A 23679-nucleotide genomic window follows, 5' to 3' on the forward strand; every position below is an offset into this window, starting at 1 on the left:
AGCGGTGTCGCTCAGGCGGAAAGCTTGATGCGGCCGCGCGCACGGCGAGCGGCGAGCACCTTGCGGCCGCCGACCGTCGCGGTGCGCGCACGGAAACCGTGGCGACGCTTGCGAACGAGGTTGCTCGGCTGAAAGGTCCGCTTCATCGTCTGTATCCCTGGAACTGCAATGCAAAAGGCCGCCGGACAAGCGGCGGCCGTCAAGGCCTGCGCCACTATGCGAGGATGGCCGCAAAGTCAATTCGTCTCAGTGGTCCACTTCCTCCGGCGCATTGCCTTGTCGCAGGCGCGACCGATCTTCGGCCAACGCCGCTTGAGCATGACATAGCGCCTCTTCGCCCAGCCCGAATTGCGGATCAGAAGGACCGCGCCCGCCGCGAACACGAAGATTCCGCCCGGCCCGGGAATCACCCCTACCAGGGGCGAGACCGCGATCAGCAGCCAGCCTAGTGCCATCAAGGCGACGCGCCAGCGTGAGCGGGGCTTTTCCATCCTCTGCACATGCGCATGGTGTGTTACTTGTGCAAGACCGCGGCCGGAAAGCAGTACCGCGTTCTGCGCATTTCGCGCCAGGGGGAGCCAGTAATACGGCGGCTCCGAAGCCCATTCCCAACTTTGCAAAAGCCGCTATGAAAGTGGAACAAACGGGGGGTGTAGCCTTGGTCGCACTGGTTTCGACAGTTGCCTTTCTCGGGCTTGAGGCACGTGCGGTCGAGGTGCAGGTGCAGGTCACGCCCGGTTTGCCCGCCTTCGTCGTGGTCGGGCTGGCCGACAAAGCGGTGGCGGAAAGCCGGGAGCGCGTACGCGGCGCCCTCAGCGCGATCGGCCTCTCGCTCCCGCCCAAACGGATCGTGGTGAATTTGTCGCCGGCGGATCTGCCCAAGGAAGGATCGCATTACGATTTGCCGATCGCGCTCGGCCTGTTGGGCGCGATGGGCGTGGTCGATGCCGAAACCTTGGCCGCGCATGTCGTGGTCGGCGAGCTGGGGCTGGATGGGAGGATTGCACCCACTCCGGGCGTCTTGCTGGCCGCTTTGCATGCGTCTGAGCGCGAACTGGGTCTGGTCTGCCCGGCGGCGCAAGGCCCGGAGGCGGCGTGGGCCGGATCGGTCGAGGTTGTTGCCGCACCGGATCTGATGGCGCTGCTCGACCATTTTCGCGGCGTGCGCCCCTTGCCCCAACCGGTGCCGGGCGAGGCGGAGGCACCCGGTTTCGGGCCGGATCTGGCGCAGGTTAAGGGCCAGGAGACCGCAAAGCGTGCACTGGAGATTGCGGCGGCGGGCGGGCACAATCTGGTCATGGTGGGGCCGCCGGGTGCGGGCAAATCCCTGATGGCGGCATGCCTGCCGGGCATATTACCGGACCTGACGCCGGCGGAAGCACTGGAAGTCTCGATGGTGGCCAGTGTCGCCGGTCAGCTCGAAGGCGGGCGGCTGTCGCGCACGCGCCCGTTCCGCAGCCCGCATCATTCGGCGTCGATGGCGGCGCTGGTCGGCGGCGGCCTCAGGATCAAGCCGGGCGAGGTCAGTCTGGCGCATCTCGGCGTGCTGTTCCTCGACGAATTGCCCGAATTCCAGCGGCCTGTACTGGATTCGCTGCGCCAGCCGCTGGAGACCGGCAAGGTCCAGGTCGCCCGCGCCAACGCCCACGTCACCTTTCCGGCACGGGTGCAATTGGTGGCGGCGATGAACCCATGTCGCTGCGGCCACCTCGGCGACGCGGCGCGCGCCTGCAGCCGCGCACCGCGCTGCGCGCAGGATTATCAGGCGCGCGTTTCCGGGCCGTTGCTCGACCGCATCGATCTCCATGTCGAGGTCGCGGCGGTGAGCGCCGCCGATCTCGTCTTGCCGCCGCCGGCGGAAGGCTCGGCCGAAGTGCGGGCGCGCGTGGAGGCGGCGCGCGCGGTCCAGACGGCGCGCTACGCGGCGCACGGCCTGCGCACCAATGCCGAGGTCGACGGCGACTTGCTGGAGGCGACCGCCACCCCGGACGAGCCCGGCCGCGCCTTGCTGGCGCAGGCCGCCGCCGCGATGGGCCTCTCGGCACGCGGCTACACCCGTGTGCTCCGCGTCGCGCGCACCATCGCCGATCTCGCCGGCGCGCAGGATGTGGGGCGGGTCCATATCGCCGAAGCGCTGAGCTATCGCTTGAGGCCGGTGGTCAATTAGGGGCTCTGCCTGCAATCGCTGATCAGCTGAACGCCTTGCGCCCTCGCTGAACCTCCATTCGATGCGACCCGGCAAGTCCGAGGTTGCGTGTCGCGACCGTCTGCATGAACAGCCATTCGCCCGTCACGCGCGCCGGTGTGACGTCGATCATCATGTAACCGCGCTGGCTGGTGTCGGCCCATTTCAGCTCGGGATTGCCCTCGACGAAGCCGCGCGCGACCGTCCTTGGGTCCGCCGCCATATCCTTCTCGATCCCGCTCGACGTCACGCCATGGCCGGCAAATTCGACGCCGGCAGGGCGGCCGTCCTCCACCAGCGAATAGGCCCAGGCATTATGGCTGTCGCCACTGAGCATCACGAGATCCGTGTCGGCATGCTGGGCGGCGGTCAGGAGCCGCGCGCGCGCGGCGGGATAGCCGTCCCAGCGGTCCATCCACATCGGCAGCCCGAGCGCCGCAGCGCGGACGTCATTGCGGTACGACAGGGCCTTCTTTGGGGTGACGTCGGGGCGAAGCCAGCTGACCGCATCCGCCGGCATGCGGGTGCGGCCCATGATCGTTCCCATGCCGACCATCTGCCACGCGGTCTTTCCCGCCTGGCCCCTGAAGCCGTGAAACAGCCAGCTCTCCTGGGCGGTCCCAAGCATCGTCGCCGATGGGTCGTGCCATGCCCCGTCGCGGAAAGCGGCAATGGCGACATCCTCGTCGGGCGCGCCATAGACCGGGCCGAGGTCCGCCTGGTGCGTGCGCGCGAGCAGCCGGGACTCGGTGCGGTACAAGGTCGCCAGGCTGCCGATCTGATAGGCCTTCCACGGTTCCTCGGAGACGGGCATCCACTCGCGATAGACCTGCATCGCGGCGGCGCGGCGCGGATTCCAATCGCCCTCCTTGGCGGGCTGATGGTTCTGCGCGCCGCCCTCCCAGCTGTCGTTGGCGGATTCATGATCGTCCCACATCGCGACCACCGGCGCCATCTGGTGCAGCCGCTGCAGATCCGGGTCGGCGCGGTAACAGGCATAGCGCAGCCGGTAATCGGCGATCGCGATCATCTCGGTGGCCGGCGTCACGATGCGCCCCGGGACCTGACGGTCGCCCTCATGATCGGCGCCATATTCGTAGAGATAGTCGCCGACATGCATCCACAGGTCGAGGTCCGGACGCGCGGCGGCATGGCCGTAGGCGTTGAACCAGCCGAGCGGCATGTTGGAGCAGGAGAAGACCGCGACGCCGAAGCGGCGGACATCGCCCTCCGGCAGGGTCTTGGTCCGGCCGACCGGCGACATGCTGCCGTCCGGCGCGACGAAGCGATAATAATAGGTCGTGCCGGGCTTAAGCCCGTCGACCGTGATCTTGACGGTCCAGTCGCGATAGGCCCCGGTGCGTTCGGTGCCACCGGCGACGATGCGCGTGAAGGCGGGATCCAGCGCGACCTCGGCCTGGAGGCGGGCCTCGCCGTCGACCGCGCCGGCCACATAGCGCGTCCACAGCAGCATGGAATCGGTGCCGGGCTCGCCGCTCGCGACATTGTGCGTGAAGCCGCGGGCGGTGAGCGCCTGCGCGAGCCCGGCCCCCGCCGGGAGCAGCAGCGCGCCGATGCCGAGCGCGCTGCCAACGACAAGGCGTCGCCGATCGATATCGATCATGGTGAATCTCCGTGGATGAAGCGGGGTTAGAAGGTCGCCTTGAGTGCGACGTTCCACATCGAACCGTAGATGCTGTATTGCTGAACCCGCGCACGCACGTTCGAATAGATGATGTCCGGCGCGTTGAAGATGTTGCGGCCGGCAATCTGGAACGACAGGTTCTTCGACGCCTTGTAGGTCGCGCTGATATTCCACAGCGTGCGATCCGTGTGGTACAGGATGCCGTTGTTCGCGGTCGTCGGCGTATTGCTGAGCGCGCTGGTCCGATATTTGGATTGGAAATTGCCCGTCAGCTGGAAGTCGATCGGGCCGCGCGCGTAGCGCACGCCCCAGTTCGCTGAATATTTTGGCAGGCTGACCCGCACGCCGTCTGGATCCACGAGCGTTGCCGAGCCGCGCAGCCCGAAGCCCTTGAGGATGCCGGGCAGGAAGACGAGCTGCTGGTCATATTCCACCGTCAGCCCATTGGTCTTGCTGACCCCCGGCTGGTTGATCGTGCTGACGAACGTGTAACCGCTGTAATCGCTCTGGTTATAGCCTGCATCTGCCGGATCGATGGTGATGCCGGTGACCTGCATGTCCTTGACGTCCAGGCGATAGACCGACACCCCGATGATTCCCGCCGGCTCCAGATAATATTGCAGGCTGGCATAATATTTCGTCGAGTGCTCGGGCTTGAGCAGCGGGTTGGGGACGGTCACAATCTGGGTGCTGTCGTTGACCGAAATGGCACCGCCCAGATTGCCGTAATCGGGACGCAGCACCGATTGGCTGAAGGCAAACTGCGCAACCAGATGGCGGTTGAAGTCATATTTGACGCCACCGCTCAGGAACCAATCGTCATAATTGCCGGTCTTCCACAGCTGCTCGCCGTTATGATATTGATATTTCACGTAATCGACCGTTCCGGCCTTATATCCGGCGGCAAGGACCTCGCTCGCCGGGCGCGCCTGCGCGATCAGCGCGCCCTCGTGGGTTGCTTCGTAGCGCAGGCCGAGATCCAGCTTGAGCTTGCCCAGCTGACCCTGCAACTCGCCATAGCCGGCGGTAACCCGCTCCTTGACCTGCTTGTCGTTGAGATAGTCACGCTGCAGGTTGCCGACCGTGTCGGCCACGAAATATTCGGGGTGCTGCTGATACAGCGTCCAGGTCGCGTAATTGCTGTCGGAGCGCCAATGCTGGGCGTTTATATTGCCCGCATCGAAGCCGATTATCTTGAACTGGTAATTCTGATTGGCCGGGATGATCGATCCCGCCTGCGGGCCGACATAGTTGAAGAGATCGTACGAGCCCTCGTTGGTGTGCCAGTTGTTCGTGCGGATCTGGCCGCCTGCCAGGGCCGTCAACCGGAGCGCGCCGACCTCGAACTTCCGGCGGATGTCGAGATTGCCGCTATATTGGTGGTCGACCGCATTGGACTCGGCGGTGCGGACGCTGTTGCTGACGGTTTTCCAGTTCGCCGGATCGCTCCAGTTCGGACCTGCGGTCTGCGTCAGCATATAGGCCGGAGAGGTCGACGCGTCGCGATCCAGCGTGAAGCCGATGCCGGAATCGTTGGTGTCGTCGCGCTGGAAGAAGCCCTTGCTGCCGTCCCGGAAATTATATTCCGAACTCGAATAAGAGCCGCGCAGAACCACGTTCCACCGGTCATCCTGATATTCGAGCTTGGGCAACAGGATCGCGGCCGGCGTACCGGCATAGCGATGTGAATATTGGGTGTTGACGTTGGTGTTGGTGCCGCTCGCGTTCACGACGATATGCGTCGGCGTCGAATCCGGCGTGGCGTAGCTTTTCGTCGTCGTGCCGAAGGTCAGATAGGTATATTGGTTGAAATATTCGACGTCGTAAAAAGAATAGCTGCCGCGCAGCGACAAGGCGAGGTTGTTGGAGAACTTATAATCGATCGCGGCATTGACCGCCTCGCGATGCGTGAACTTCGGCCCCGGCCGCCACATCACGCGATAGGGAATGACGGTGCCGTTGGTCAGGTAGGACCAATCGGTCTGGACCCGGTCTTGTTCGACATAATTGGCATTGTAGCTGGCACTCAGGGCAACGCCGAGGCGTCCGTCCAGGAAGACATCGGCAAAGCTGGCCTGCGCGGACGGAAAGACGGTGGAATGCTTCTTGTCGTCGGGCGCGTAGATCTTGCCGAAATGCGAATCCGACGTGCCGATCCCGCCGACCTGAAGCTGGAGCAGGCTCCGTTTCCGCTCGAAGGCATATTTGCTGACCAGATTGACCGAGCCGCCCGGTGCATCCGCATCCATTCCGGCGGTCAGCGTATTGTTGAGTTCGATCCGCGAGATACCCGTGATCGACATCTGCTCGAACGAATTCTGGCGGCCGGCATTGTTGTTCGACGTCGCCGTCGCCATGCGCGCGCCGTCCAGCGTGAAGATCGAATATTTTGGATCGAGGCCGCCGATGCGCACGGCGTTGGTGTCGACCTCGACATAGTCGAGCGAGATGCCGGGCATGTTCTTGAGGAACTCGCCCACGTCGCCCATCGTCAGCGCGCCGAAATTGTCGGCATCGACGGCGGTGACCGCGTTCAAGGCGGAACGCCGCTTCATCAGCGCAGCTGCCTGGCCGCCGCGCGCGCCCACGACCGTGACCTCCTGATGATCGTCGCCCTCGGCGCCGAAGGCCAGGGGTTTCATATCGGCCTCGATCGTCGCCGCCTGCCCGGCGACGACATCGGCGGTGGTCCGCACATCCTCCAGGCCGGTATAGCGCACCACGATGACGGCGCTGCCCGCCGGGACGTCGGTGATGCTGAAGCGCCCGCTTTCATCCGTATATGTGATGCTGGTCGAGCCATCGAGGCGGACCTCCGCATTGCGCAGATATTGGCCGGTGACGCTGTTGACTACCTGTCCGCGGATGGTGCCGGTGCCGCCGGTGCGCGCGCGGTCGCCGCCTACGGATGCGCGCTCGGAACGAAGCGTTACGACCGTGCCGTCGTCGCTGACGACTTTCAGCGGCGTGCCCGCGATCAGCAGGCGCAGCGCTTCGCGCGTATCCATCGATCCCTTGATCAAATGCGTGCTCACGCCTGACAGATCGCGCGCCGAGGCGACGACTTGGATCTGGCCCTGCCGCGCGAATTCAGGAATCGCTTTCACCGCGTCCTGCGCGGGGATGTTGAACGAACGCACTTGCGCGGATGCGGGCGTGACGAGCGCGGCCACGACGGCAATGGCGGAGCTGGACAGGATAATATGACGGCAGGACATCTTTGACCCCTCTTCGAGCGGCGATCGCCGCTCCCCGAGGCTTGAGATGTTTCAGCCGCCCGCTTCCGCCATTCCGGATCGCTTATTTTTGATCGGGTGACCGCGCAGTGGTGGCTCGCGGCATCGCCTCCGACTGCACCGGCACGAATGGCCGTTGCGCGTCGCCGGTCCAGCGCGCGAGCGTCAGGTCGGCCGATTGGTGCCCCTTCGCACCGGAATTCACCGACAGATAGAATAGCCCGCGTCCGACCGGCTGGAAGCCGACATCGCCTTTCTGGTTCCAGCCGCGAATTCCGGTCGCTGGATCTGACAGGCCATCCTCCGCCAGGCGCAGCAGCATGCCAGTTTCCCAGCCTTTGCCGGTGGCCGCGCGCACGCCGATCAGATCTCCGCGGTGCGGTTGCTCCGATGCATCGACCGCGAACAACAGATAGTTGGGAAAGGCCGGTTTCTTGCCCTGATATACGCCCATGAACCAACGCCGCAGCGTGTCGTCATACGAGAGATTCTGGACGCCGTAGCTCGTATTCCCGGTCCGCACGAAATATTTGCCATGCGCCCGCAGCGGGCCGTCCCGATGCGGCGTGTCTTCGTTCAGAGGTCGCGCGAAACGTGCCCAATCGCTGATGTCATATTGCAGCAGGACCTGATGATCATTGTCGCTGCGCCCCGTATTTCCGTAAATGCCGTAGGCCACCGTCAGGTAGCGCATGCCGTCGATTTTTCCGAAGGCAGGCCCGAACGCGACACCGTCAATGCCCGAGCAGCCATAGCGATGATCCAGCGAACGGGTCGCGTCTCCGCGGAATTTCCCGTCATCCTCGTCGATCTTTCCGTCGCCATCCAGGTCAGCCGAATAATCTTTGACGACTTCGCGCAGATATACGGTGCGGAACAGGTCTGACTGGCTTTCTTCGGTACCGACATGGTCGAGCCGGCCGACATCGATCACCGCGATATAAAAAGCGCGGTGCGCTTTATATTCTAGCGAGCCGTAGAGCTTGCCGTCTTGCGGGTTGAAGTCGAGATCGCCGAGATGGCCGCTCCAGCCGACCAACGTCCCGATCAGCTTCCCGCTGAAATCATATTTGGTGAGCAGGTTGGTGAAGGAATAATAGATATAGCCGCCCTTCAGATCGACGGCGATCCCCTGCACGTGGCCCGACGCCCAGGTGCCCCCATTCTGCGCCAGCGGCAGGCTGGGAAGCGGCTCTGCCGAAGCCGCCCCGCTTGCAAGGAGCAGCACGAGGGCGATGCCGCCCGAGCGCGAGAGCCGTTTCATGACAGGCATCTGCATCCTTACCGTCCGCGTGCGAAAAAAGCGGCCGCTAGTCAGGACAGATGACGGACGTATGACGCTGCGTGCCGACCGCGCGCTGCGCATGCGTCAGACTGTCACATTCCGCCCTTAGCTTGCCGACTGAAACGCAGCGGCGCTGCCTTGCCTCGGCGCAGGGGAAGGTGCCGCTGCGAACCACGCTTATCTTCCGCGGGCCCAGCATGCATGTTTTTGATCGCGAACGTACGCATTGGTTTTTGCGGAACATCCTGCCCCACGAGCCACGCCTGCGCACGTGGCTGTCGCGCATGACCAATACCGGGATCGATCCGGACGACGTGATCCAGGAAGCCTATTCGATCTTCGCCGGTATGGAATCGGTCCACGCCATTCGCGCGCCACGCGCTTATCTGTTTCAGGTGGCGCGTTCGATCGTGACGCAGCATGTGCGGCGCGCGCGCATCGTCTCGATCCATGCGGTCGATGACATCGCGAAGCTCGACCATGCAGACGATGGCGCCTCACCCGAGCAGCTGGCGATTGACCGCGACGAGCTCAGGATATTGGCCCGCGCCATCGCGGCGATGCCCGCCAGGACGCGCGAAGCCTTCGTGTTGCGGCGGGTGAAAGGCCTGTCGCAGCGCGAAATCGCATCGCGGATGCAAATTTCGGAGAATACCGTCGAAAAGCAGATCTCCAGCGGTCTTCGTTTTCTGGTTGCATGGTTTAGGGATGGCGGAACAGAACAGCCCCGAACCTCTATAGGGTTGGACGTGGAGATCGCCGCTTTAGATGTCGAGACGCGAAGCCAGTGGCGGCATTGACGAAGCGGCGTCCGCATGGGCGGCGCGGCTTGATCGTGCGCCTCTGACGGCGGAAGAGAATGATCGGCTGCAGGCGTGGCTCGCTGGCGATCGCAGATGTGCCGGAGCATTGATGCGCGCGCAGGCTTATGCCCTCATGAGCGAATCGGCCCGGGCACTGGGACCGGATTTCGATCCGGATCACTTCGCCGAACCCGCATCAGATGCGGTCACAAGACCATCTCGGCGACGGATGCTCACGTGGGCCGGCGCCGGCGCGGTAGGCGCCTCCTTGGTCGCCTGGAGTGTCAGCATGTCGGCCGCGAACGCCGCCATCAGCACCGCACGGGGCGAGCTTCGTCTCATTCCCCTGAAGGACGGCTCGACGGTGATGCTGAACACCGAAAGCAGCATCACGATCGGTGACGACCCGCGCCAGCGCCATGTTACATTGCTGGATGGCGAGGCTTACTTCACCGTCGCCCAGGACCGGCAACGCTCCTTCCTGGTTGAGGTCGATGGCCGTCGCCTGCATGCGGCGCGCGCGGGCTTCCGAGTCCGCAAACTTCCCAACGCGCCCATCGAAATCCTCGTTCACGATGGCTCGGTCGCGCTCGATCCCGCGCGCTGGCGCGATCCGGCGCCGATTTTTCTCACCGCCAATATGCAAATGGTGCTTGCGCCAACCAGCCTGCTTCGAGCGACGCCGCTGGAGCAGCCCGTCCCGGTCTCACCCGACGCCGTAACGCGTGAGCTCGCCTGGCGGGAAGGCAAGATTGCCTTTGAAGGGGACACGCTCGAGCAGGCCGCGAGCAGCTTTGCCCGTTACAGCGATACGCGCATTCTGATCCACGATCCCGATTTGGCGCTCGAACCGATATCGGGTCTGTTCGCGGCAAACGATCCGCTCGGATTCAGCCGTGCGGCCGCGCGGATTTTCGACGCGCGAATAACACGGCAAGGTGGCGTAATCACACTGTCCCGCAACAGGACTTGAAAACAGTGCTGGCAAAGACTGGCTGATCTCGGTCTCAGCGCGACGACCGCGACCCTCGATGACCCGCCCGGCTGGCTGTTCCCGACGGCGGCGGCAGCCCGGGCGCCGCAATTATCGGTCCGAATGATGTGGACAAAACAGGAACAAACTTGTACGATTGCCGGAAGCGGCGCGAGGCTTGCGCCGGTCGTTGTCGGATCCGTAGACGCTCTTGGAAATGCTAAGTTTACCACAACGGTTCGAATATGCGCCTTTTCCTGCCGAACGAACCATATCGGTAAAATCATCTAGTTCGAATCTGATGTTTTTTTTGATTTCGTGTGGGGCGCGCTTGGGCGGGACCTTCAATCTGCGGGGGAAGCGGCCGACTCGGGACGCGTCGGAACAGGCAATCGAAGCCGATATCGGCACCAAGCGGCCGGCCGCGGGCTGCCTTTGCCGCGGCGCCGCGTGTTCCGGAATTCCGAGAGCGGGGTCGCAATCCGCACACCGGCAAAGTGCATATTGGCGAAGCTTTCGGCTATCGCCTTCGGCCTGTGGTCAACTAAGAGTGCCCGCATGACCGGTACGACCGAACCCGAAGACGATATGTCCAAGCTGCCCGTGCCGACGGAGGTGGCGGACGCTATCAGGACCTTGCTGCGCTGGGCGGGTGACGATCCCCGCCGCGAAGGTTTGCTGGACACGCCGAAGCGGGTGGCACGCGCGTGGAAGGAATATTGCGTCGGCTATTTGGAGGATCCGTCCCATCATCTCACCCGTACGTTCGACGAAGTCGGCGGCTATGACGAGATCGTGCTGCTCAAGGACATACCGTTCCAGTCGCATTGCGAGCATCATATGGCGCCGATCATCGGCAAGGCGGCTATCGCCTACCTGCCCAATCATCGCGTCGTCGGCATCTCGAAGCTGGCGCGCGTGCTCCACGGCTTTGCCCGCCGGCTGCAGGTGCAGGAACGGCTGACCGCACAGGTTGCCGACTGTATCTGGGAGCATCTCCAGCCGCAGGGGGTGGCGGTGGTGGTCGAGGCATCGCATGGCTGCATGACCGGGCGCGGCGTGCGCACGCACGGCGTATCGATGACGACCAGCCGCATGATGGGCGTGTTCCGCGATGACGAACGCAGCCGCCGCGAGGTGCTGGCGCTGATGGGCTATTGATGATGGCGTGGCGGCTGATCGCGCTGGTTGCTGCCGCTTTGGCGAGCGCCAATGCGTGGGCGGACATGCGCAAACTCGAAGTGCCGGTCACGGCGGGGTGGCAGCATGCCCGGACCGGACTGATCCTCATGCCGCAGGTCGCCGGCATGTCGCGGATCGAGATTGGCGACTTTGGCACGGAAGAGGCCGATGTGGCCGCGAGCTACGGCAATGCCGAACACACGATCGGTACGATTTATCTGTTCCATCCCGGCCTCGATAGCGTGCCCGTCTGGTTCGACCGGTCGCAAACGGCGATCCTGACCAATAAACGCTATGGTTCGCCGGTTGGCGCGGCCGAGCCCCGCCCATTCGCGATCCGGTCGGGTGGTGCGAACGATTCCCTCCGCATCACCTATGCCCTGCAGGGAGGCAACCTCACGGCCACGGCGCTGGCCCTTGTGCCGGTCGGCGAGTGGCTGGTCGCCGTGCGGCTGTCCTCCGGCAGCATGTCGGCCGAGACGCTCGATCAAACGATGTCGGGCGTGCTGCGCGATATCCGCTGGCCCGCGAAGCAACCTGCTGGCCCGGCGGCAGTGCCGGTTGCGGTGTGCGGCACGCCGCTGCGCTTCAGCAAGGCCAGGATGGTCAAGCCTGATATGGCCCAGGCGCTGATCAACGCGATGCTTCCGACCGTCGCCAGCGACACGGCGAAAAAGGAGAAGGCGGCACCGCCGATCTTCTGCCGGGATCGGGCCGAGACGAAGGTCCCATGGGCCGTCTATCGTCCCGATGGAGCGACGGATCGCTATTTTGTGGCGCTCAACGATGCCGGCCGCGCAATCAGTGTTGCTCCCGCACTGGTTATTGAGGGTCCGCCATCCTATTCAGTGACCATGTTCGATCTGACGATGGTGAAGACCTATCCCAACGTGACGGCAATGCTCGATCCCGAGCAGGCGGTGGCGATCGTAGGCAGCGTCGCGCCATTGAGTTCGACCTCCACCTCTGGCGGCAAAACCGACATGACGATCAATTCCGACGCTTTTTCGAAGAAGCCCTGAAAGGCGCGCCTCCCGGTCGCGCCGCAACACGCATCGGCCATATCAGATTAAGATCGCGTCCGACGCGATATGCTAGGTAGCTCAATGAACTGGAAATTCTGGCAGGGCCGCAAGCAGGCGGGGCATGCGCCGGAGATCGCCCCTCCGATCGCGCTCACCCACGAAGATTATGAAAAACTCCGGCTGATCGTGGAAATGGTCAATCCGCAGTCGCAACCCAACCTCAACCATCTGGGCGAGGTCGTGCGCAACATCCGCATCCTCAGCCTGAACGTGAAGAGCCTTGGCTATGAACTGGCACGGCAGTTGGGCGAAGCGCTGCCACCGCCAGGCGAGACGGCTGCGCGCCACGTCGGCCTGAAGACGAGCCTGTCGACGCAGGCGGACATCGAAAGTGACTGGGCGGCCCATTGGTGCGCCCAACTGAAGATTCCCGTCGTGTTCCACCGCAAGCTGTGGGAGCTGGCCTATATTCTCCAGGCATTCCACGAGAATGGCTTCCTGCGCGCGGGGATGCGCGGCCTGGGGTTCGGATCGGGATCGGAGCCGATATCAAGCTATCTTGCTTCCATCGGCGTGGCCTCGACCGTCACCGATCTGCCGATCGAGGAAGCGGAAGGACGGGGCTGGATCGAAACCAACCAGCACGCATCCGGGCTGGACAATGCATTTCATCCGCAGCTGGTGGCCCGTGCCGACTTCGATCGGCTGGTGGATTTCCGCGCCGTCGACATGACCGCGATCCCCGATGACCTCACCGGCTATGATTTTTGCTGGTCGGTTTGCGCGCTGGAGCATCTCGGCACGATCGCCAAGGGGCTGGAATTCATCGAGCGGTCGCTTGATACGATCAAGCCCGGTGGCATCGCAGTCCACACCACCGAGTTCAACATCGAGAATGACGGGCCAACGATCGATAATTGGCCGTCGGTACTGTTTCAGCAACGCCATATGGAAGAGCTTGCCGCTCGTCTTCGCGCTAACGGGCACCAGGTCGCGGAATTCGATTTCGACCCCGGCAGCAAGGTGCTTGATCGCTTCATCGACTTACCGCCGTGGGGCTATGACACAGGCAGCCAACTCGCTTCCTGGCTGGCCGAGCCACTTCACCTCAAGGTCGGTGTCGACGGCTTCATCTCTACCTGCATGGGCATCGTCGTGACCAAGGCGGCCTAATCCGGCAGGCGCGCCTTACGGGCAATAAGGCCGACCATCGTCCGCCTCGCGACGCCGTGTTTCGCGCCGTCTGCGAGGATGGCGTCGGCAGTGCTGAACTTGAATTGGGCGACCTCGTGGCCGCGCGACACCAGCACCAGCCCGAGGCGCTCTACGTCATTCTGCTGCAGAAGGACGCGCTCGCTGGACGGCGTCGAGCGGCCGCCAGGCGCGAGATCATAGCTCATCGTATGCACGGCAAGTCCGCCCGGTCGCAGACAGCGCATCGCATTCTCGACGAATTGCGCCGCCGCGGCGACCGAATAAAGGCGCTCGTTGGCATGGGAAGACCAGAGGAAATCGAAATTGACCAAGTCCTCCGGTATATTTCGCCAGGAGGCGATGCGCGCTATGATGTTTTCCTCGAACGCCCGTTCGTCGCAGGGGGCGCGCCCCCGCAAGTCTTGCTTTAACGTATCGGGATTGAGCGGATAGCCGGGACGCGCCGGAAATGCCGCGACCACCCGAGTTTGCATCGCTGCGAGTGCCGCCGGGACGCCGCTTGGCGAAGGCTCGAAGCCAAGACCAACCGCACCATGCTCCAGCATTCCATACCGGCGCAGCACCTGGAGCGTGTAGACCTTCCGCCAATGCTCGACCCCCGCCTTTCCCTGGGGGCGTAGCCGCGACATCCATCCGCCCGCGATCGACTCGCGCAATTGCCCGGTGGTGGCGATCTGCGACACTGGGTTCGCGAGCGTGGGAACATCCGTTGACAGCAGGCTCGGCGCCGGCGTCAGCGGAGTCTTGCCATAAGCGGTGCCGCGCGCCTCGGCGCCTTGCGCCGGGCGCTGGGTCGGATCCGCAGGCCGGTCGAGCGTGACAGTGACGCCTGTCGCCGCCGCGTCGGTGTCGCCGGAAATGATCGCCAGCAGTCCGAATACGACATCGTGATAGCCTTCGAAGCTGATCGCGATCTCGCCGCCCAGATGAGCAAGTCGATTGAGCGCCACCCGCTGGCTGTTCACCATGCGCGAGCGCCCGCCCGGTTCCATCGGCAGCATGTGCACGCGCAGTACGAGCGTGCCGCTTTTGGCCGTCAGGCCGTGGAACTGCACATGGAAGATCGCCTTGCCCGCCGCGGCTTCCACGTAAGGGGTGTGGAAGACATATTCAGGGGTAGGAGCCGGTCCCGTCCCGCCAAGCCCGGCGATGCGGCTGACCGCGCCGGGATGGAAGGCGAAAGGATCGAGCTCCAGCGCTCCAGGCGCCTGACTCTCCGCGATGTTGGTGTCGAGCAAGGCTTCGGAATCCGCCTGTGTGTTTCGCCGTGCAATCCCCAAGGGAAGCCTAGCCTTTATCTGTCTGGCGACGTGAATACGCGGCCGAGGAGCTTGTTCCCGCTATAGGCGTGGACGCGGAGGCAGGCAACCAAGCATGGCGCGGTCACAGGTCGGGTAGCCGCTGATCGGCGCGCCCCCAATCCTTGAGCTCGCGCGACGCCGCACGTTTCAGCAAAGTCTCTCCGTCGGCGATGGTAAAATGGTATGCGGCCTGGATATCCTCAAGCTCGTCCCAGGTGATCGGCGCCGCCACCGGCGCGTTCGGTCGCGCACGGGCGGTATAAGGCAAGACCGCGGTCGCGCCGCGCTGATTGCGCAACCAGTCGAGGAAGATGCGGCCGCGCCGCTCGACCTTCTTCATATTGGCGGTGAAGCGTTCTGGATGTGCCTGCGAGATCGCCTTGGAGAAGCGGCTGGCGAAATCCTTGACCGCGACCCAGTCGCGGCTGGCGTCGAGCGGCGCCACGACGTGGACGCCCTTTCCGCCCGACAATAAGGGCCACGTTGCCAGCCCGATCTCGCCGAGCACGTCGCGCAGCTGGAATGCCGCCTTCTTCACCTCTTCGAAACCGAGGCCCTCGTCCGGATCGAGGTCAAACACAAGGCGGTCCGGCATTTCGACATTGGCAACCTTCGAGCCCCAGCCGTGGAACTCGATCGCGCCCATCTGCACGCAAGTCAGGATGCCGCGCGCGTCGTCGAGATAAAGATAGGGCTCGTCGTGCCCGTCCTTCTCGCGGATCGGGACATGCCTGACGGCGTCGCCGAAGCTGCCGGCGTCATGCTTCTGGAAGAAGCAAGCCTTGGCGCGGCCCTGCGGACAGCGCACGAGGCTGACGGGACGATCGGCCAGCCATTCCAGGATCGGGCTGGCCATCAATGCATAATAATCGGCGAGCTGACCCTTGGTGATGCCGCTTTCGGGATAGATTACGCGACCCGGGTTGGTGATCGTTACCCCCGCATGATCGGGCACGGTCGGCTTGGCCTTCGCTGCTGGTTTTGACGTGCCTTTGGCCGGGTGCGTCTCCTCGAGCGTAGCTGGCAACTCGCGCACGACATCCTGTTCAGGTTTGTCCTCGCGCAATGCGATGAAGCTCGGGTGGCGGAGCACCCCCTCGTCGGTCCATTCGGTGAACGCGATCTCGGCCACGAGCTTGGGCTTGATCCAGTGCGCACCGCGCACGGCCGCCCGCGGCGCCTTGACCGTCGGTTCCTTCTGCTCGAGCGGCGCCATCTTCGCCATCAATTCGTCGATCATCGCCATGCCGAAGCCGGTGCCGGCCTTGCCCGCGTAACGCAGCTCGCCGTTTTCGTGCAGTCCAAGCAGCAGGGAGCGGAACCCGCGCCCCTTGTCGGAGGGCGTCCAGCCGACGATCACCAGTTCCTGGCGGTGAAGGCACTTAACCTTGAGCCAGCTCTGCGTGCGGCGCCCGCGATAGGGCGCGTCGGCCCGCTTCGAGACGACACCTTCCAAGCCCTGCTGGCACAGGCTGTCGAACAACTTCTCGCCATTGCCGAGAACATGGTCCGAATATTGGATCGGTGTCGGTGCGTCGATCAGATAGGCCTTGAGCCGTTCCTTGCGATCTAGGTTCGGCAGGCCGGTCAAATCCTCGCCGTCGAGCGCCAGAAGGTCGAACGCAAAATAAGCGTAGGTTCCGGTGCCTTCCTTGAGGCTGGCCTGCAGGGCCTGGAAGCTCGGCCTGCCATTGGCGTCGAGCGCGACGACTTCGCCGTCAATAAGCGCCGACCCAGGCAGCTTGGCAGCGCCGGCGACGACGGCGGTGAACCGATCCGACCAGTCGAGCCCGGTCCGGGTGTACGCCCTGGCCTTGCCCCCGCCGACCGCCACCAGGGTGCGGTAGCCGTCATATTTGATCTCGTGCAGCCAGCCCGTGCCCGACGGCACATGATCGACCAAGGTAGCGAGCTGCGGTGCCTGAAAGGGCGGTATCTTACCGGCGGCGCGCTTGGCCGGCTTGCGCTCGACCGGTTTGGGCGGGGCCGTCGCCGCCTCCGGCTGGCCGCCATCCGCACGATTGGATTGCCACTCGCTTTTGCCACCCTTGCCGCTGGCAATCTCAGTCATCGTGCGGCCGGTGGCGACACTGGTCAGCGCACGATCGACAAGATCCCCGCTGCCTCCGGCATATTCGTCCTGGATCTTGCGCAGCAGCCAATTCTCCGTCTTCTCGTTGCCGCGCGGCTTGAGCCGGATCATAAGCCAGTCGCCCTTCATCCGCTCGCCTTGCAGCGTGAAGTGGAGATGGCCCTCCTCGATCGTCTTGCGCGGATCCTTGCCCGGATGCGGGATCCAGATGCCGCGGTCCCACAGCATCACGGTGCCGCCGCCATATTGACCCTTCGGAATGGTGCCTTCGAACGTGGCATAAGCGAGCGGATGATCCTCGGTCCGCACCGCGAGCCGTTTGTCGTCGGGGTTGAGCGAGGGGCCGCGCGTCACGGCCCAGCTTTTGAGCACGCCGTCCAGCTCCAGCCGGAAATCCCAGTGGAGCCGGGTCGCATCATGCTTCTGTACCATGAAAATGTTGCGACCGGTGCTTTCCGCGATGCCGGCCGGCTCAGCGGTCTGCTTAAAGTCCCGCTTGGCATTGTACTTAGCGAGCAGGTCGGCGGCTGCCTTGATCGCGCGTTTGGCCATCAGGCGCGCTTCCGGGCTGGCGCCTTCCTGGCGGGGGCGTCGTCATCCTTTGCCGCCGCCTTCTTCGCCGCCGAAGCTTTGGCGGGCGCTTTAGCCGGTTTGGTCTTCACACCACTGTCGTTGGCGGCGCTGGGCTTTTCTAGGCTGCGCTTCAGCGCCGCCATCAGATCGACGACGTTGGACCCGCGCGACTGGGCGGGCTCCTCTTCTTCGGTCTCGATCGTCTTGCCCTTGCGCTTTCGTTCGATCAGCTCCTTGAGCGCGTCGATATAGCGATCGTGATAATCGTCGGCGTGGAAGCGCGCTGTCTTCTTGTCGATCAGGCTGGTGGCAAGATCCAGCAGATCCTCGTCCGGCTTGGTCTCAGCGATGTCGCGGAAATAAGAGGCCGCCTTGTTGACTTCGTCCGCGTAACGCAACGTCTCCAGCACCATGCCGCGACCGCAGGGCTTGAGGCTGACCACATATTCGCGGCCACGCAACGCGAGTTGGCCGAGCCCAACCTTCTTCGCCTTACGCAGCGCCTCGCGCAGCACGACGAACGCCTCCTCGGCGAGATCGTCGGCCGGCACGACGAAATAGGGTTTGTCATAATAGATGGCATCGATCTCGCTCGCATCGACGAACTGCGTGAGCTCGAGCGTCTTCTTGCTCTCCAGTTTGACCGCCTCGATCTCCTCATCGCTGATCAGGACATATTTGCCCTTTTCATATTGGAAGCCTTTGACGATCTCCTCGGGATCGACCGGCCCGATCCCCGGCGCGACCTTCTCATATTTGATGCGCTTGCCCGACGGCTCGTGGATCTGGTTGAAGGCAACTGTGGCACCGCTCTTGGTGGCCGAATAAATTTCGACTGGGATCGATACCAGGGCGAGCCTGATCTGCCCCTGCCAATAGGCGCGCGCTGCCATTGCTTCGTCCCTTATCGTTACGAGGCCGATTCAAAGCGCGAGGCGGGCGGGGGTTCCAAGCTGCTACATTTCCCAAAGCCTTAACCAGCAGGCCCGATTGGCAGCGACCGCGAGAATAGTCGGGCTAGACTCGTTCCAGCGGCTGGTGGGGCAGGGGCGGCAGGTGAACGTCTACCAGATCCCCAACTCGAACCGTGCCGCCAGTCTGCACGACCGCCATGATCCCGGCCTTCCGGATCAGCTCGTTATTCGGGCCCCGGCCGAGTACCGCTGCAAGCAAGCCGGGTTGGAAGCGCTCGATTTGCGCACAGGGGTTTCGTAGCCCCGTCACCTTAAGCACCGCCGCCTCACCGACGCGAAGTAAGGTGCCTTGCGGCATTGAAAGCAGGTCGAGCCCCGAGGTGGTGATATTTTCCCCAAGATCGGCAGGGGCGATTTTGAAACCTTTCGTCTCGAGTTCGCCCAACAGCTCGGAAGGAATCAAATGCACTTGGCGTAAATTGGGCTGCGTCGGATCCGCAGCGACCCGCGAGCGGTGCTTGACCGTGACCCCCGCATGCGCATCTCCCGCCACCCCCAGCCCGGCAACCAGCTGGATCTCGGGCGCGCGTTGCTTCGAGAAAGCGTGGCTAGGATCGCTGGCGACGGCAATGACCCGACCGTTCATCATCTTCACTCTCTACGGCGATAATCAGTAGTGCGGCATCTCGAAGTTTCGACTGCCGGCAACTCTACTCCACCCAGTCGAGCCCAATGTCCTTGTAGAGATCGCGGTCCTCTTCCCAGCGCGGGTTCACCTTCACGTGCAGGAAGAGATGGACCTTCTGACCGGTGATGCGCGTCAGCTCCTCGCGCGCTTTCTGGCCAATTTCCTTCAGGCGTGCGCCGCGATGGCCCAGGATGATCGCGCGCTGCGTGTCGCGTGCGACCAGGATTTGCTGATGGATCGCGACGGACCCATCCTTCTTTTCCTCATATTTCTCGGTTTCGACCGCACTGTCGTACGGCAATTCGGCGCGCAGCTGGAGGTAAAGCTGTTCGCGCGTGACCTCGGCGGCGAGCATCCGTTCCGACGCATCGGAGACCTGATCCTCAGGGAAGTGCCAGGGGCCTTCGGGCACTCGCTTGGCGAGCTCGGCCTTGAGCTGGGGTATGCCGTCACCCGAAAGAGCGGATACGAAGTAGATCGCTTCGGGGTCCAGCATCGCCTGCAGCTCGGCGGCCAGCCCCAGCATCGGCTCCTTGTCGGCGACATCAACCTTGTTGAGGATGACGATCTTGGGCTCGGCGCGCGCCGCGACGGCATCGACAACCGCGCGAGCCGGGCTGTTGAAGCGGCCTTTGGCATCGATCACGAGTGCGATCAGGTCCGCGCCGTCAGCGCCACTCCACGCGGCAGCCACCATTGCCCGGTCCAGTCGGCGACGGGGATCGAAGATGCCCGGCGTGTCGACCAGCAGCAGCTGCGATTCGCCTTCGATCGCGATCCCGAGGAGGCGCGCGCGGGTGGTCTGCGCCTTCGGGCTTACGATCGCCACCTTTTGCCCGACCAGCGCATTGACCAGGGTCGATTTGCCGGCGTTAGGCGCGCCGACGACGGCGATCAGGCCACAATGCTGGCTCATGCGAGCTTCTCCAATAGGGCCGATGCGGCTGCCGTCTCGGCGTCCTGCTTGGACGTGCCTTCGGCGGTGGCACTGCCACCTCTTTTTCCGCCAACCTCGACCTGAACGGTGAACGATGGCGCGTGGTGTGGGCCGGACTGGCCGACCAACGTATAAACTGGCGGGCGGCACTGCCGTGCGGCCGCCCATTCCTGCAGCGCCGACTTGGGGTGCTTGGGGGCGGCGGCGCTGCGGTCGAGCTTGCCCTCCCATATGCGGCGGACGAAGGCCGAGGCGCCATCCAACCCGGCCTCCAGATACAGCGCCCCGATGAGAGCCTCGACCGCATCGCCGACAACATTGTCGCTCATTTGCGCGCCGTCATCGCGCGCCTGCTTGCCGAGGATCAAATGGGCCGGCACGTTAAGCTCGCGACCGATCTCGGCGCAAACCTCGCCGCTGACGACCGCATTGAGGCGCGCCGACAGCTTGCCCTCCGGATCATCCGGGAACAACGTGTAGAGCCAGGTGGCGATAGACAGGCCAAGCACGCGATCGCCCAGGAATTCGAGCCGTTGATAGCTTGGCCCCCCCTGGCTGCCATGGGTGAGCGCGCGGCGAAAAAGGACAATATCGCGCGGCTGATGGCCGAGCGCGTCGTGGATCCATGCGGCAAGGGCGGTGTCTGGCGTCATTGCGACACGCCTTAGCCGAGGCGGCGCCCGCGTCCAATTCCCGGCGGAGCGCTTCTTTGCGCGCCGCGTTCAGGCGACCATCCAGCGGAGTAGAGATGATGGCGCAGACTGTGGCGGAACTGCTTGTCGACACGCTTGCCAAGATTGGTGTGACACAGATTTTCGGGATCGTGGGCGATGCGCTCAATCCGTTCACCGATGCGCTGCGCCGCGATGGACGGATCGAGTGGATCGGCGTTCGCCACGAGGAAGGCGCGGCCCTGGCGGCGGCCGGTCAAGCCAAGCTGACCGGCCGGCTCGCGGTGTGTTGCGGCACGACTGGGCCCGGCGGCAATCATCTCATTCCCGGCCTCTACGAGGCGCGCAAGGATCATGCGCCCGTGCTCGCGATTTCCGGCAACGTGTCGAGCGAGCAGCGCGGAACCGACTATCTGCAGGAGGACGATCCGGTTGCTCTGTTCAACGATGTCGCGGTCTATTCGCAGCTGCTCGCCAGTCCTGCGCAGGCCCCAGCGGTGTTTCACCAGGCGATCGCGGAGGCTTATGGGGCGCGTGGGGTCGCCCACATCTCGGTGCCGCCCGACGTGTTCGCTGCCAAGGCGCCGGGCCCGGTGCCAAGCCTCGCTACTCTGCGCGAACGACCCGAAGTCGCGCCGGCGGCTGCCGACATCGATGCGACGCTGGCGATAATCGCCGCGGCCGAAACGGTAGCCATATTCTGCGGCAACGGATGTCATGGGGCTAAGGCCGAATTGGCCGCCTTGTCGGATCGCCTCCATGCACCGCTGATGCACACGTACCGCGGCAAGGATATCATGGCCTATGATTACCCGCGCTGGATCGGCGGCGTCGGCCTGATCGGCGGTCGGCCGGGTGTAGACGCGCTCCACAATGCCGATCTGATGCTGATGCTCGGCACGGATTATCCCTATTCCGATTTCCTGCCCAAGAAGGGCAGAGTCGTGCAGATCGACGAGCGGGCGTTTGCGCTCGGTCGGCGGACACCGATCGCGCTGGGTGTGGTGGGGTCGGTCCGCCCGGCGCTGCAGATGCTGCTCGAACGCCTGCCGCAGCGCGGCGACCGCGCCTTTTTCGACAGGGTGGCCGCCGATCGTGCCGACTGGAACGCGATGCTCGACAGGAAGGCCGATCCCCCGCGCAGCAAGGACCTGATCCATCCGCAGGCGGTCGCGCGGCTGGTGAGCGATTATGCGAACGACGACGCGGTATTCGTCACCGACACGGGCGAAGTGACGTTATGGGCCGCTAATTGGACCCGCCAGCGCGGTACCCAGCGCATTTCCGGTTCGTTCAACAATGCCGCCGTCGGCACAGGGCTCGGTATTGCCAATGGCATCCAGGCGCTGGACCGCAACCGGCAGGTAATCCTTCATGTCGGTGACGGCGGCATGGTAATGTTGCTCGGCGAGTTCATGACGGCGGTCGAGCACAAGTTGCCGATCAAGGCAGTGGTTTACGACAATGCCGGCTGGGGTCTTGTCCATCTGGAAATGGAGGGCGCGGGTAATCCAGCCACCAAGGGTTCGACCTTTGCCAATCCCGATTTTGCGGCCCTTGCCCGTGCCTGCGGCGCGCAGGGGTTCGTCGCCCGCGATCCCGCAAGGCTTGAGGAAAGCGTGCGCGGCTTCCTTGCCGCGCCCGGACCGGCGATCCTGCACGCGGTGGTTGATGCCGCCGAAATCCCGACGATGCCGCATATCGAGGTCGGCCAGGCGTGGAAGTTCGGGATCGCCAAGGCGAAGGAAACATGGGCGCATCTGACCGGCAGCGAGGTAGCGTGATGGTCAGAGGCCGAGCAATTCTTCCAGCTCGGCCGGTTTCAGCTCCCGGGCGAGCTGGTCCATCCGGCATTGTTCGGCGGCCTTGTCGGGACGCCAGCGCAAGAAGGTGGTGCCGTGGCGGAACCGGCAGCCGGTCACCTGATCGTAGCGTACCTCGACCACCAGTTCGTGCCGTAGCGGCTGCCATTCCACCGAGCGATCGGTTGACCAGCGGCTGGGGCCGCCCGGTGCATCGCCGGTAAAGCCGGGTGGCCCGATCAACGGCTCGACTACCTCCAGCAGCCTTTTCTTCTCGGCCGCGTCGAACGAGGAGGTGAAGCCGACATGGTTGAGCCGGCCGCCATCGTCGAAGAGACCCAGCAGGAGCGATCCGACTGCCTTGCGTGTATCGCCGGCATAGCGAAAACCGCCGACGACGCAGTCCGCCGTGCGGTGCTGCTTGAGCTTCGCCATGGCACGCACCCCAGGTTGATAAGCGAGGTCGAGCCGCTTCGCGACGACGCCATCCAGCGCGGTGCCGGCTCGGGCCAGCCAGCTTTCCGCCTGACGGGCGTCGGTAGTAGCCGGCGACAGCAGTAGGCGTTCCAGCCTAGTCCCCGCGCAGAACGATTCCAGTGCCGCGCGTCGTTCCGCAAATGGCAGCCCGCCCAGGTCGCGGCTGCCCAGCGACAAGCAGTCGAACAGGATGAACTGGGCCGGGGTTTCCATCGAAAGCTTACGGATACGGCTTTCCGCGGGATGCAGCCGCGCCTGAAGCGCGGCGAAGGACAGGCTGTCGCCGGTCGCGATCGTCAGCTCACCGTCGAGAATGAAGTAGCGCTCATCAAGCGTCTCCAGCATCGCAATGACCTCAGGGAAGTATCGGCCAAGCGGCTTGCCCGACTTCGACACCAACGTGACGGCCTCGCCGTGGCGGTAGGCGATACAGCGAAAGCCATCCCATTTGGGCTCGTAGATCCAGCCCGGACCTTGGGGCAGGATATCGACAAGCCGCGCTTCCATGGGCGCGATGGACGGTTTGGGCTGGGCCATAGGGTTCGAACCGCAGCCGTGGATGCAGGTTCCGGCCGCCCGGGTCCGGATATCGATAACAAGGCTCATTCCCCGGATGCCTTGACCGAGACACTAGCGCGCCCGTAAGGGGCTGCGGCGCGTTTGCCTCAGGCGACG

Annotated in this window: 19 protein-coding genes; 7 read left to right on the forward strand and 12 right to left on the reverse strand. The window is 64.0% G+C overall.

What is annotated here, in order from left to right:
- Nucleotides 1-11 precede the first annotated feature (11 nt).
- Nucleotides 12-146, reverse strand: coding sequence for a 50S ribosomal protein L34 (gene rpmH, locus DX905_RS14630; protein ID WP_116091995.1), 135 nt, complete (start codon nucleotides 144-146; stop codon nucleotides 12-14).
- Between the two features lie 90 nt (nucleotides 147-236).
- Nucleotides 237-491, reverse strand: coding sequence for a hypothetical protein (locus DX905_RS14635; RefSeq protein WP_116091996.1), 255 nt, complete (start codon nucleotides 489-491; stop codon nucleotides 237-239).
- Between the two features lie 167 nt (nucleotides 492-658).
- Here DX905_RS14635 and DX905_RS14640 point away from each other — a divergent pair, with 167 nt between their 5' ends.
- Entirely contained in the window at nucleotides 659-2167 is a 1509-nt protein-coding gene (locus tag DX905_RS14640; RefSeq protein WP_116091997.1) for a YifB family Mg chelatase-like AAA ATPase, read from the forward strand.
- 22 nt (nucleotides 2168-2189) lie between these two features.
- On the opposite strand, the gene DX905_RS14645 is transcribed toward DX905_RS14640, so the two are convergent.
- The 3 genes from DX905_RS14645 to DX905_RS14655 all read right to left on the reverse strand — a co-directional run bounded on the left by DX905_RS14645 (nucleotide 2190) and on the right by DX905_RS14655 (nucleotide 8330).
- On the reverse strand, nucleotides 2190-3809 hold the full coding sequence (locus DX905_RS14645) for an alkaline phosphatase D family protein (RefSeq protein WP_116091998.1): 1620 nt from the start codon (nucleotides 3807-3809) through the stop codon (nucleotides 2190-2192).
- Between the two features lie 26 nt (nucleotides 3810-3835).
- A complete protein-coding gene (locus DX905_RS14650; RefSeq protein ID WP_116091999.1) occupies nucleotides 3836-7048 on the reverse strand; it encodes a TonB-dependent receptor domain-containing protein in 3213 nt (1070 codons plus the stop codon).
- 82 nt (nucleotides 7049-7130) lie between these two features.
- Nucleotides 7131-8330, reverse strand: a complete 1200-nt coding sequence (locus DX905_RS14655; protein ID WP_116092594.1) for a hypothetical protein — start codon at nucleotides 8328-8330, stop codon at nucleotides 7131-7133.
- A gap of 80 nt (nucleotides 8331-8410) precedes the next feature.
- Here DX905_RS14655 and DX905_RS14660 point away from each other — a divergent pair, with 80 nt between their 5' ends.
- The 5 genes from DX905_RS14660 to DX905_RS14680 all read left to right on the forward strand — a co-directional run bounded on the left by DX905_RS14660 (nucleotide 8411) and on the right by DX905_RS14680 (nucleotide 13507).
- Nucleotides 8411-9151, forward strand: a complete 741-nt coding sequence (locus DX905_RS14660; RefSeq protein WP_240320872.1) for an RNA polymerase sigma factor — start codon at nucleotides 8411-8413, stop codon at nucleotides 9149-9151.
- A complete protein-coding gene (locus DX905_RS14665; protein WP_116092001.1) occupies nucleotides 9120-10127 on the forward strand; it encodes a FecR family protein in 1008 nt (335 codons plus the stop codon). The genes DX905_RS14660 and DX905_RS14665 overlap by 32 nt, the downstream gene beginning before the upstream one ends.
- A gap of 558 nt (nucleotides 10128-10685) precedes the next feature.
- The gene (gene folE / locus DX905_RS14670) at nucleotides 10686-11288 is read left to right on the forward strand and encodes a GTP cyclohydrolase I FolE (RefSeq protein ID WP_116092002.1); all 603 of its coding nucleotides are present in this window, start codon (nucleotides 10686-10688) and stop codon (nucleotides 11286-11288) included.
- Nucleotides 11289-11290: 2 nt separating this feature from the next.
- Entirely contained in the window at nucleotides 11291-12331 is a 1041-nt protein-coding gene (locus DX905_RS14675; RefSeq protein ID WP_162875661.1) for a hypothetical protein, read from the forward strand.
- 84 nt (nucleotides 12332-12415) lie between these two features.
- A complete protein-coding gene (locus DX905_RS14680) occupies nucleotides 12416-13507 on the forward strand; it encodes a class I SAM-dependent methyltransferase (RefSeq protein ID WP_240320873.1) in 1092 nt (363 codons plus the stop codon).
- Here DX905_RS14680 and DX905_RS14685 read toward each other — a convergent pair.
- The 6 genes from DX905_RS14685 to rnc all read right to left on the reverse strand — a co-directional run bounded on the left by DX905_RS14685 (nucleotide 13504) and on the right by rnc (nucleotide 20707).
- Entirely contained in the window at nucleotides 13504-14787 is a 1284-nt protein-coding gene (locus DX905_RS14685) for a hypothetical protein (protein WP_116092004.1), read from the reverse strand. The two genes, DX905_RS14680 and DX905_RS14685, sit on opposite strands and share 4 nt — an antisense overlap.
- 145 nt (nucleotides 14788-14932) lie before the next feature.
- The gene (gene ligD, locus DX905_RS14690; RefSeq protein ID WP_116092005.1) at nucleotides 14933-17494 is read right to left on the reverse strand and encodes a DNA ligase D; all 2562 of its coding nucleotides are present in this window, start codon (nucleotides 17492-17494) and stop codon (nucleotides 14933-14935) included.
- On the reverse strand, nucleotides 17494-18408 hold the full coding sequence (gene ku / locus DX905_RS14695) for a non-homologous end joining protein Ku (protein ID WP_116092006.1): 915 nt from the start codon (nucleotides 18406-18408) through the stop codon (nucleotides 17494-17496). Before ku ends, ligD begins: the two co-directional genes overlap by 1 nt.
- Before the next feature lie 124 nt (nucleotides 18409-18532).
- Nucleotides 18533-19075 carry an MOSC domain-containing protein gene (locus tag DX905_RS14700; protein ID WP_116092596.1) on the reverse strand — a complete coding sequence of 181 codons (543 nt, stop codon included), beginning with the start codon at nucleotides 19073-19075 and terminating at the stop codon, nucleotides 18533-18535.
- A gap of 64 nt (nucleotides 19076-19139) precedes the next feature.
- Complete coding sequence (gene era, locus DX905_RS14705) at nucleotides 19140-20033, reverse strand: GTPase Era (RefSeq protein WP_116092007.1); 894 nt, start codon at nucleotides 20031-20033, stop codon at nucleotides 19140-19142.
- Complete coding sequence (gene rnc, locus DX905_RS14710; protein ID WP_116092008.1) at nucleotides 20030-20707, reverse strand: ribonuclease III; 678 nt, start codon at nucleotides 20705-20707, stop codon at nucleotides 20030-20032. Before rnc ends, era begins: the two co-directional genes overlap by 4 nt.
- Before the next feature lie 95 nt (nucleotides 20708-20802).
- On the opposite strand from rnc, the gene DX905_RS14715 reads away from it, so the two are divergent.
- The gene (locus DX905_RS14715; protein WP_240320874.1) at nucleotides 20803-22509 is read left to right on the forward strand and encodes a thiamine pyrophosphate-binding protein; all 1707 of its coding nucleotides are present in this window, start codon (nucleotides 20803-20805) and stop codon (nucleotides 22507-22509) included.
- Between the two features lie 3 nt (nucleotides 22510-22512).
- On the opposite strand, the gene DX905_RS14720 is transcribed toward DX905_RS14715, so the two are convergent.
- Nucleotides 22513-23610, reverse strand: a complete 1098-nt coding sequence (locus tag DX905_RS14720; RefSeq protein ID WP_240320875.1) for an ATP-dependent DNA ligase — start codon at nucleotides 23608-23610, stop codon at nucleotides 22513-22515.
- Nucleotides 23611-23679: the final 69 nt, after the last annotated feature.

Origin of the sequence: Sphingomonas crusticola, assembly GCF_003391115.1 — a bacterium.
GTDB classification, from domain to species: Bacteria; Pseudomonadota; Alphaproteobacteria; order Sphingomonadales; family Sphingomonadaceae; genus Sphingomonas_I; species Sphingomonas_I crusticola.

Bases quoted from the DNA above. Each gene is read 5' to 3' on its own strand.
- rpmH (WP_116091995.1), bottom strand. From the start codon at position 146: ATGAAGCGGACCTTTCAGCCGAGCAACCTCGTTCGCAAGCGTCGCCAC.
- DX905_RS14635 (WP_116091996.1), bottom strand. From the start codon at position 491: ATGGAAAAGCCCCGCTCACGCTGGCGCGTCGCCTTGATGGCACTAGGC.
- DX905_RS14645 (WP_116091998.1), bottom strand. From the start codon at position 3,809: ATGATCGATATCGATCGGCGACGCCTTGTCGTTGGCAGCGCGCTCGGC.
- DX905_RS14650 (WP_116091999.1), bottom strand. From the start codon at position 7,048: ATGTCCTGCCGTCATATTATCCTGTCCAGCTCCGCCATTGCCGTCGTG.
- DX905_RS14655 (WP_116092594.1), bottom strand. From the start codon at position 8,330: ATGAAACGGCTCTCGCGCTCGGGCGGCATCGCCCTCGTGCTGCTCCTT.
- DX905_RS14665 (WP_116092001.1), top strand. From the start codon at position 9,120: ATGTCGAGACGCGAAGCCAGTGGCGGCATTGACGAAGCGGCGTCCGCA.
- folE (WP_116092002.1), top strand. From the start codon at position 10,686: ATGACCGGTACGACCGAACCCGAAGACGATATGTCCAAGCTGCCCGTG.
- DX905_RS14675 (WP_162875661.1), top strand. From the start codon at position 11,291: ATGGCGTGGCGGCTGATCGCGCTGGTTGCTGCCGCTTTGGCGAGCGCC.
- DX905_RS14680 (WP_240320873.1), top strand. From the start codon at position 12,416: ATGAACTGGAAATTCTGGCAGGGCCGCAAGCAGGCGGGGCATGCGCCG.
- ligD (WP_116092005.1), bottom strand. From the start codon at position 17,494: ATGGCCAAACGCGCGATCAAGGCAGCCGCCGACCTGCTCGCTAAGTAC.
- ku (WP_116092006.1), bottom strand. From the start codon at position 18,408: ATGGCAGCGCGCGCCTATTGGCAGGGGCAGATCAGGCTCGCCCTGGTA.
- DX905_RS14700 (WP_116092596.1), bottom strand. From the start codon at position 19,075: ATGAACGGTCGGGTCATTGCCGTCGCCAGCGATCCTAGCCACGCTTTC.
- era (WP_116092007.1), bottom strand. From the start codon at position 20,033: ATGAGCCAGCATTGTGGCCTGATCGCCGTCGTCGGCGCGCCTAACGCC.
- rnc (WP_116092008.1), bottom strand. From the start codon at position 20,707: ATGACGCCAGACACCGCCCTTGCCGCATGGATCCACGACGCGCTCGGC.
- DX905_RS14715 (WP_240320874.1), top strand. From the start codon at position 20,803: ATGATGGCGCAGACTGTGGCGGAACTGCTTGTCGACACGCTTGCCAAG.
- DX905_RS14720 (WP_240320875.1), bottom strand. From the start codon at position 23,610: ATGAGCCTTGTTATCGATATCCGGACCCGGGCGGCCGGAACCTGCATC.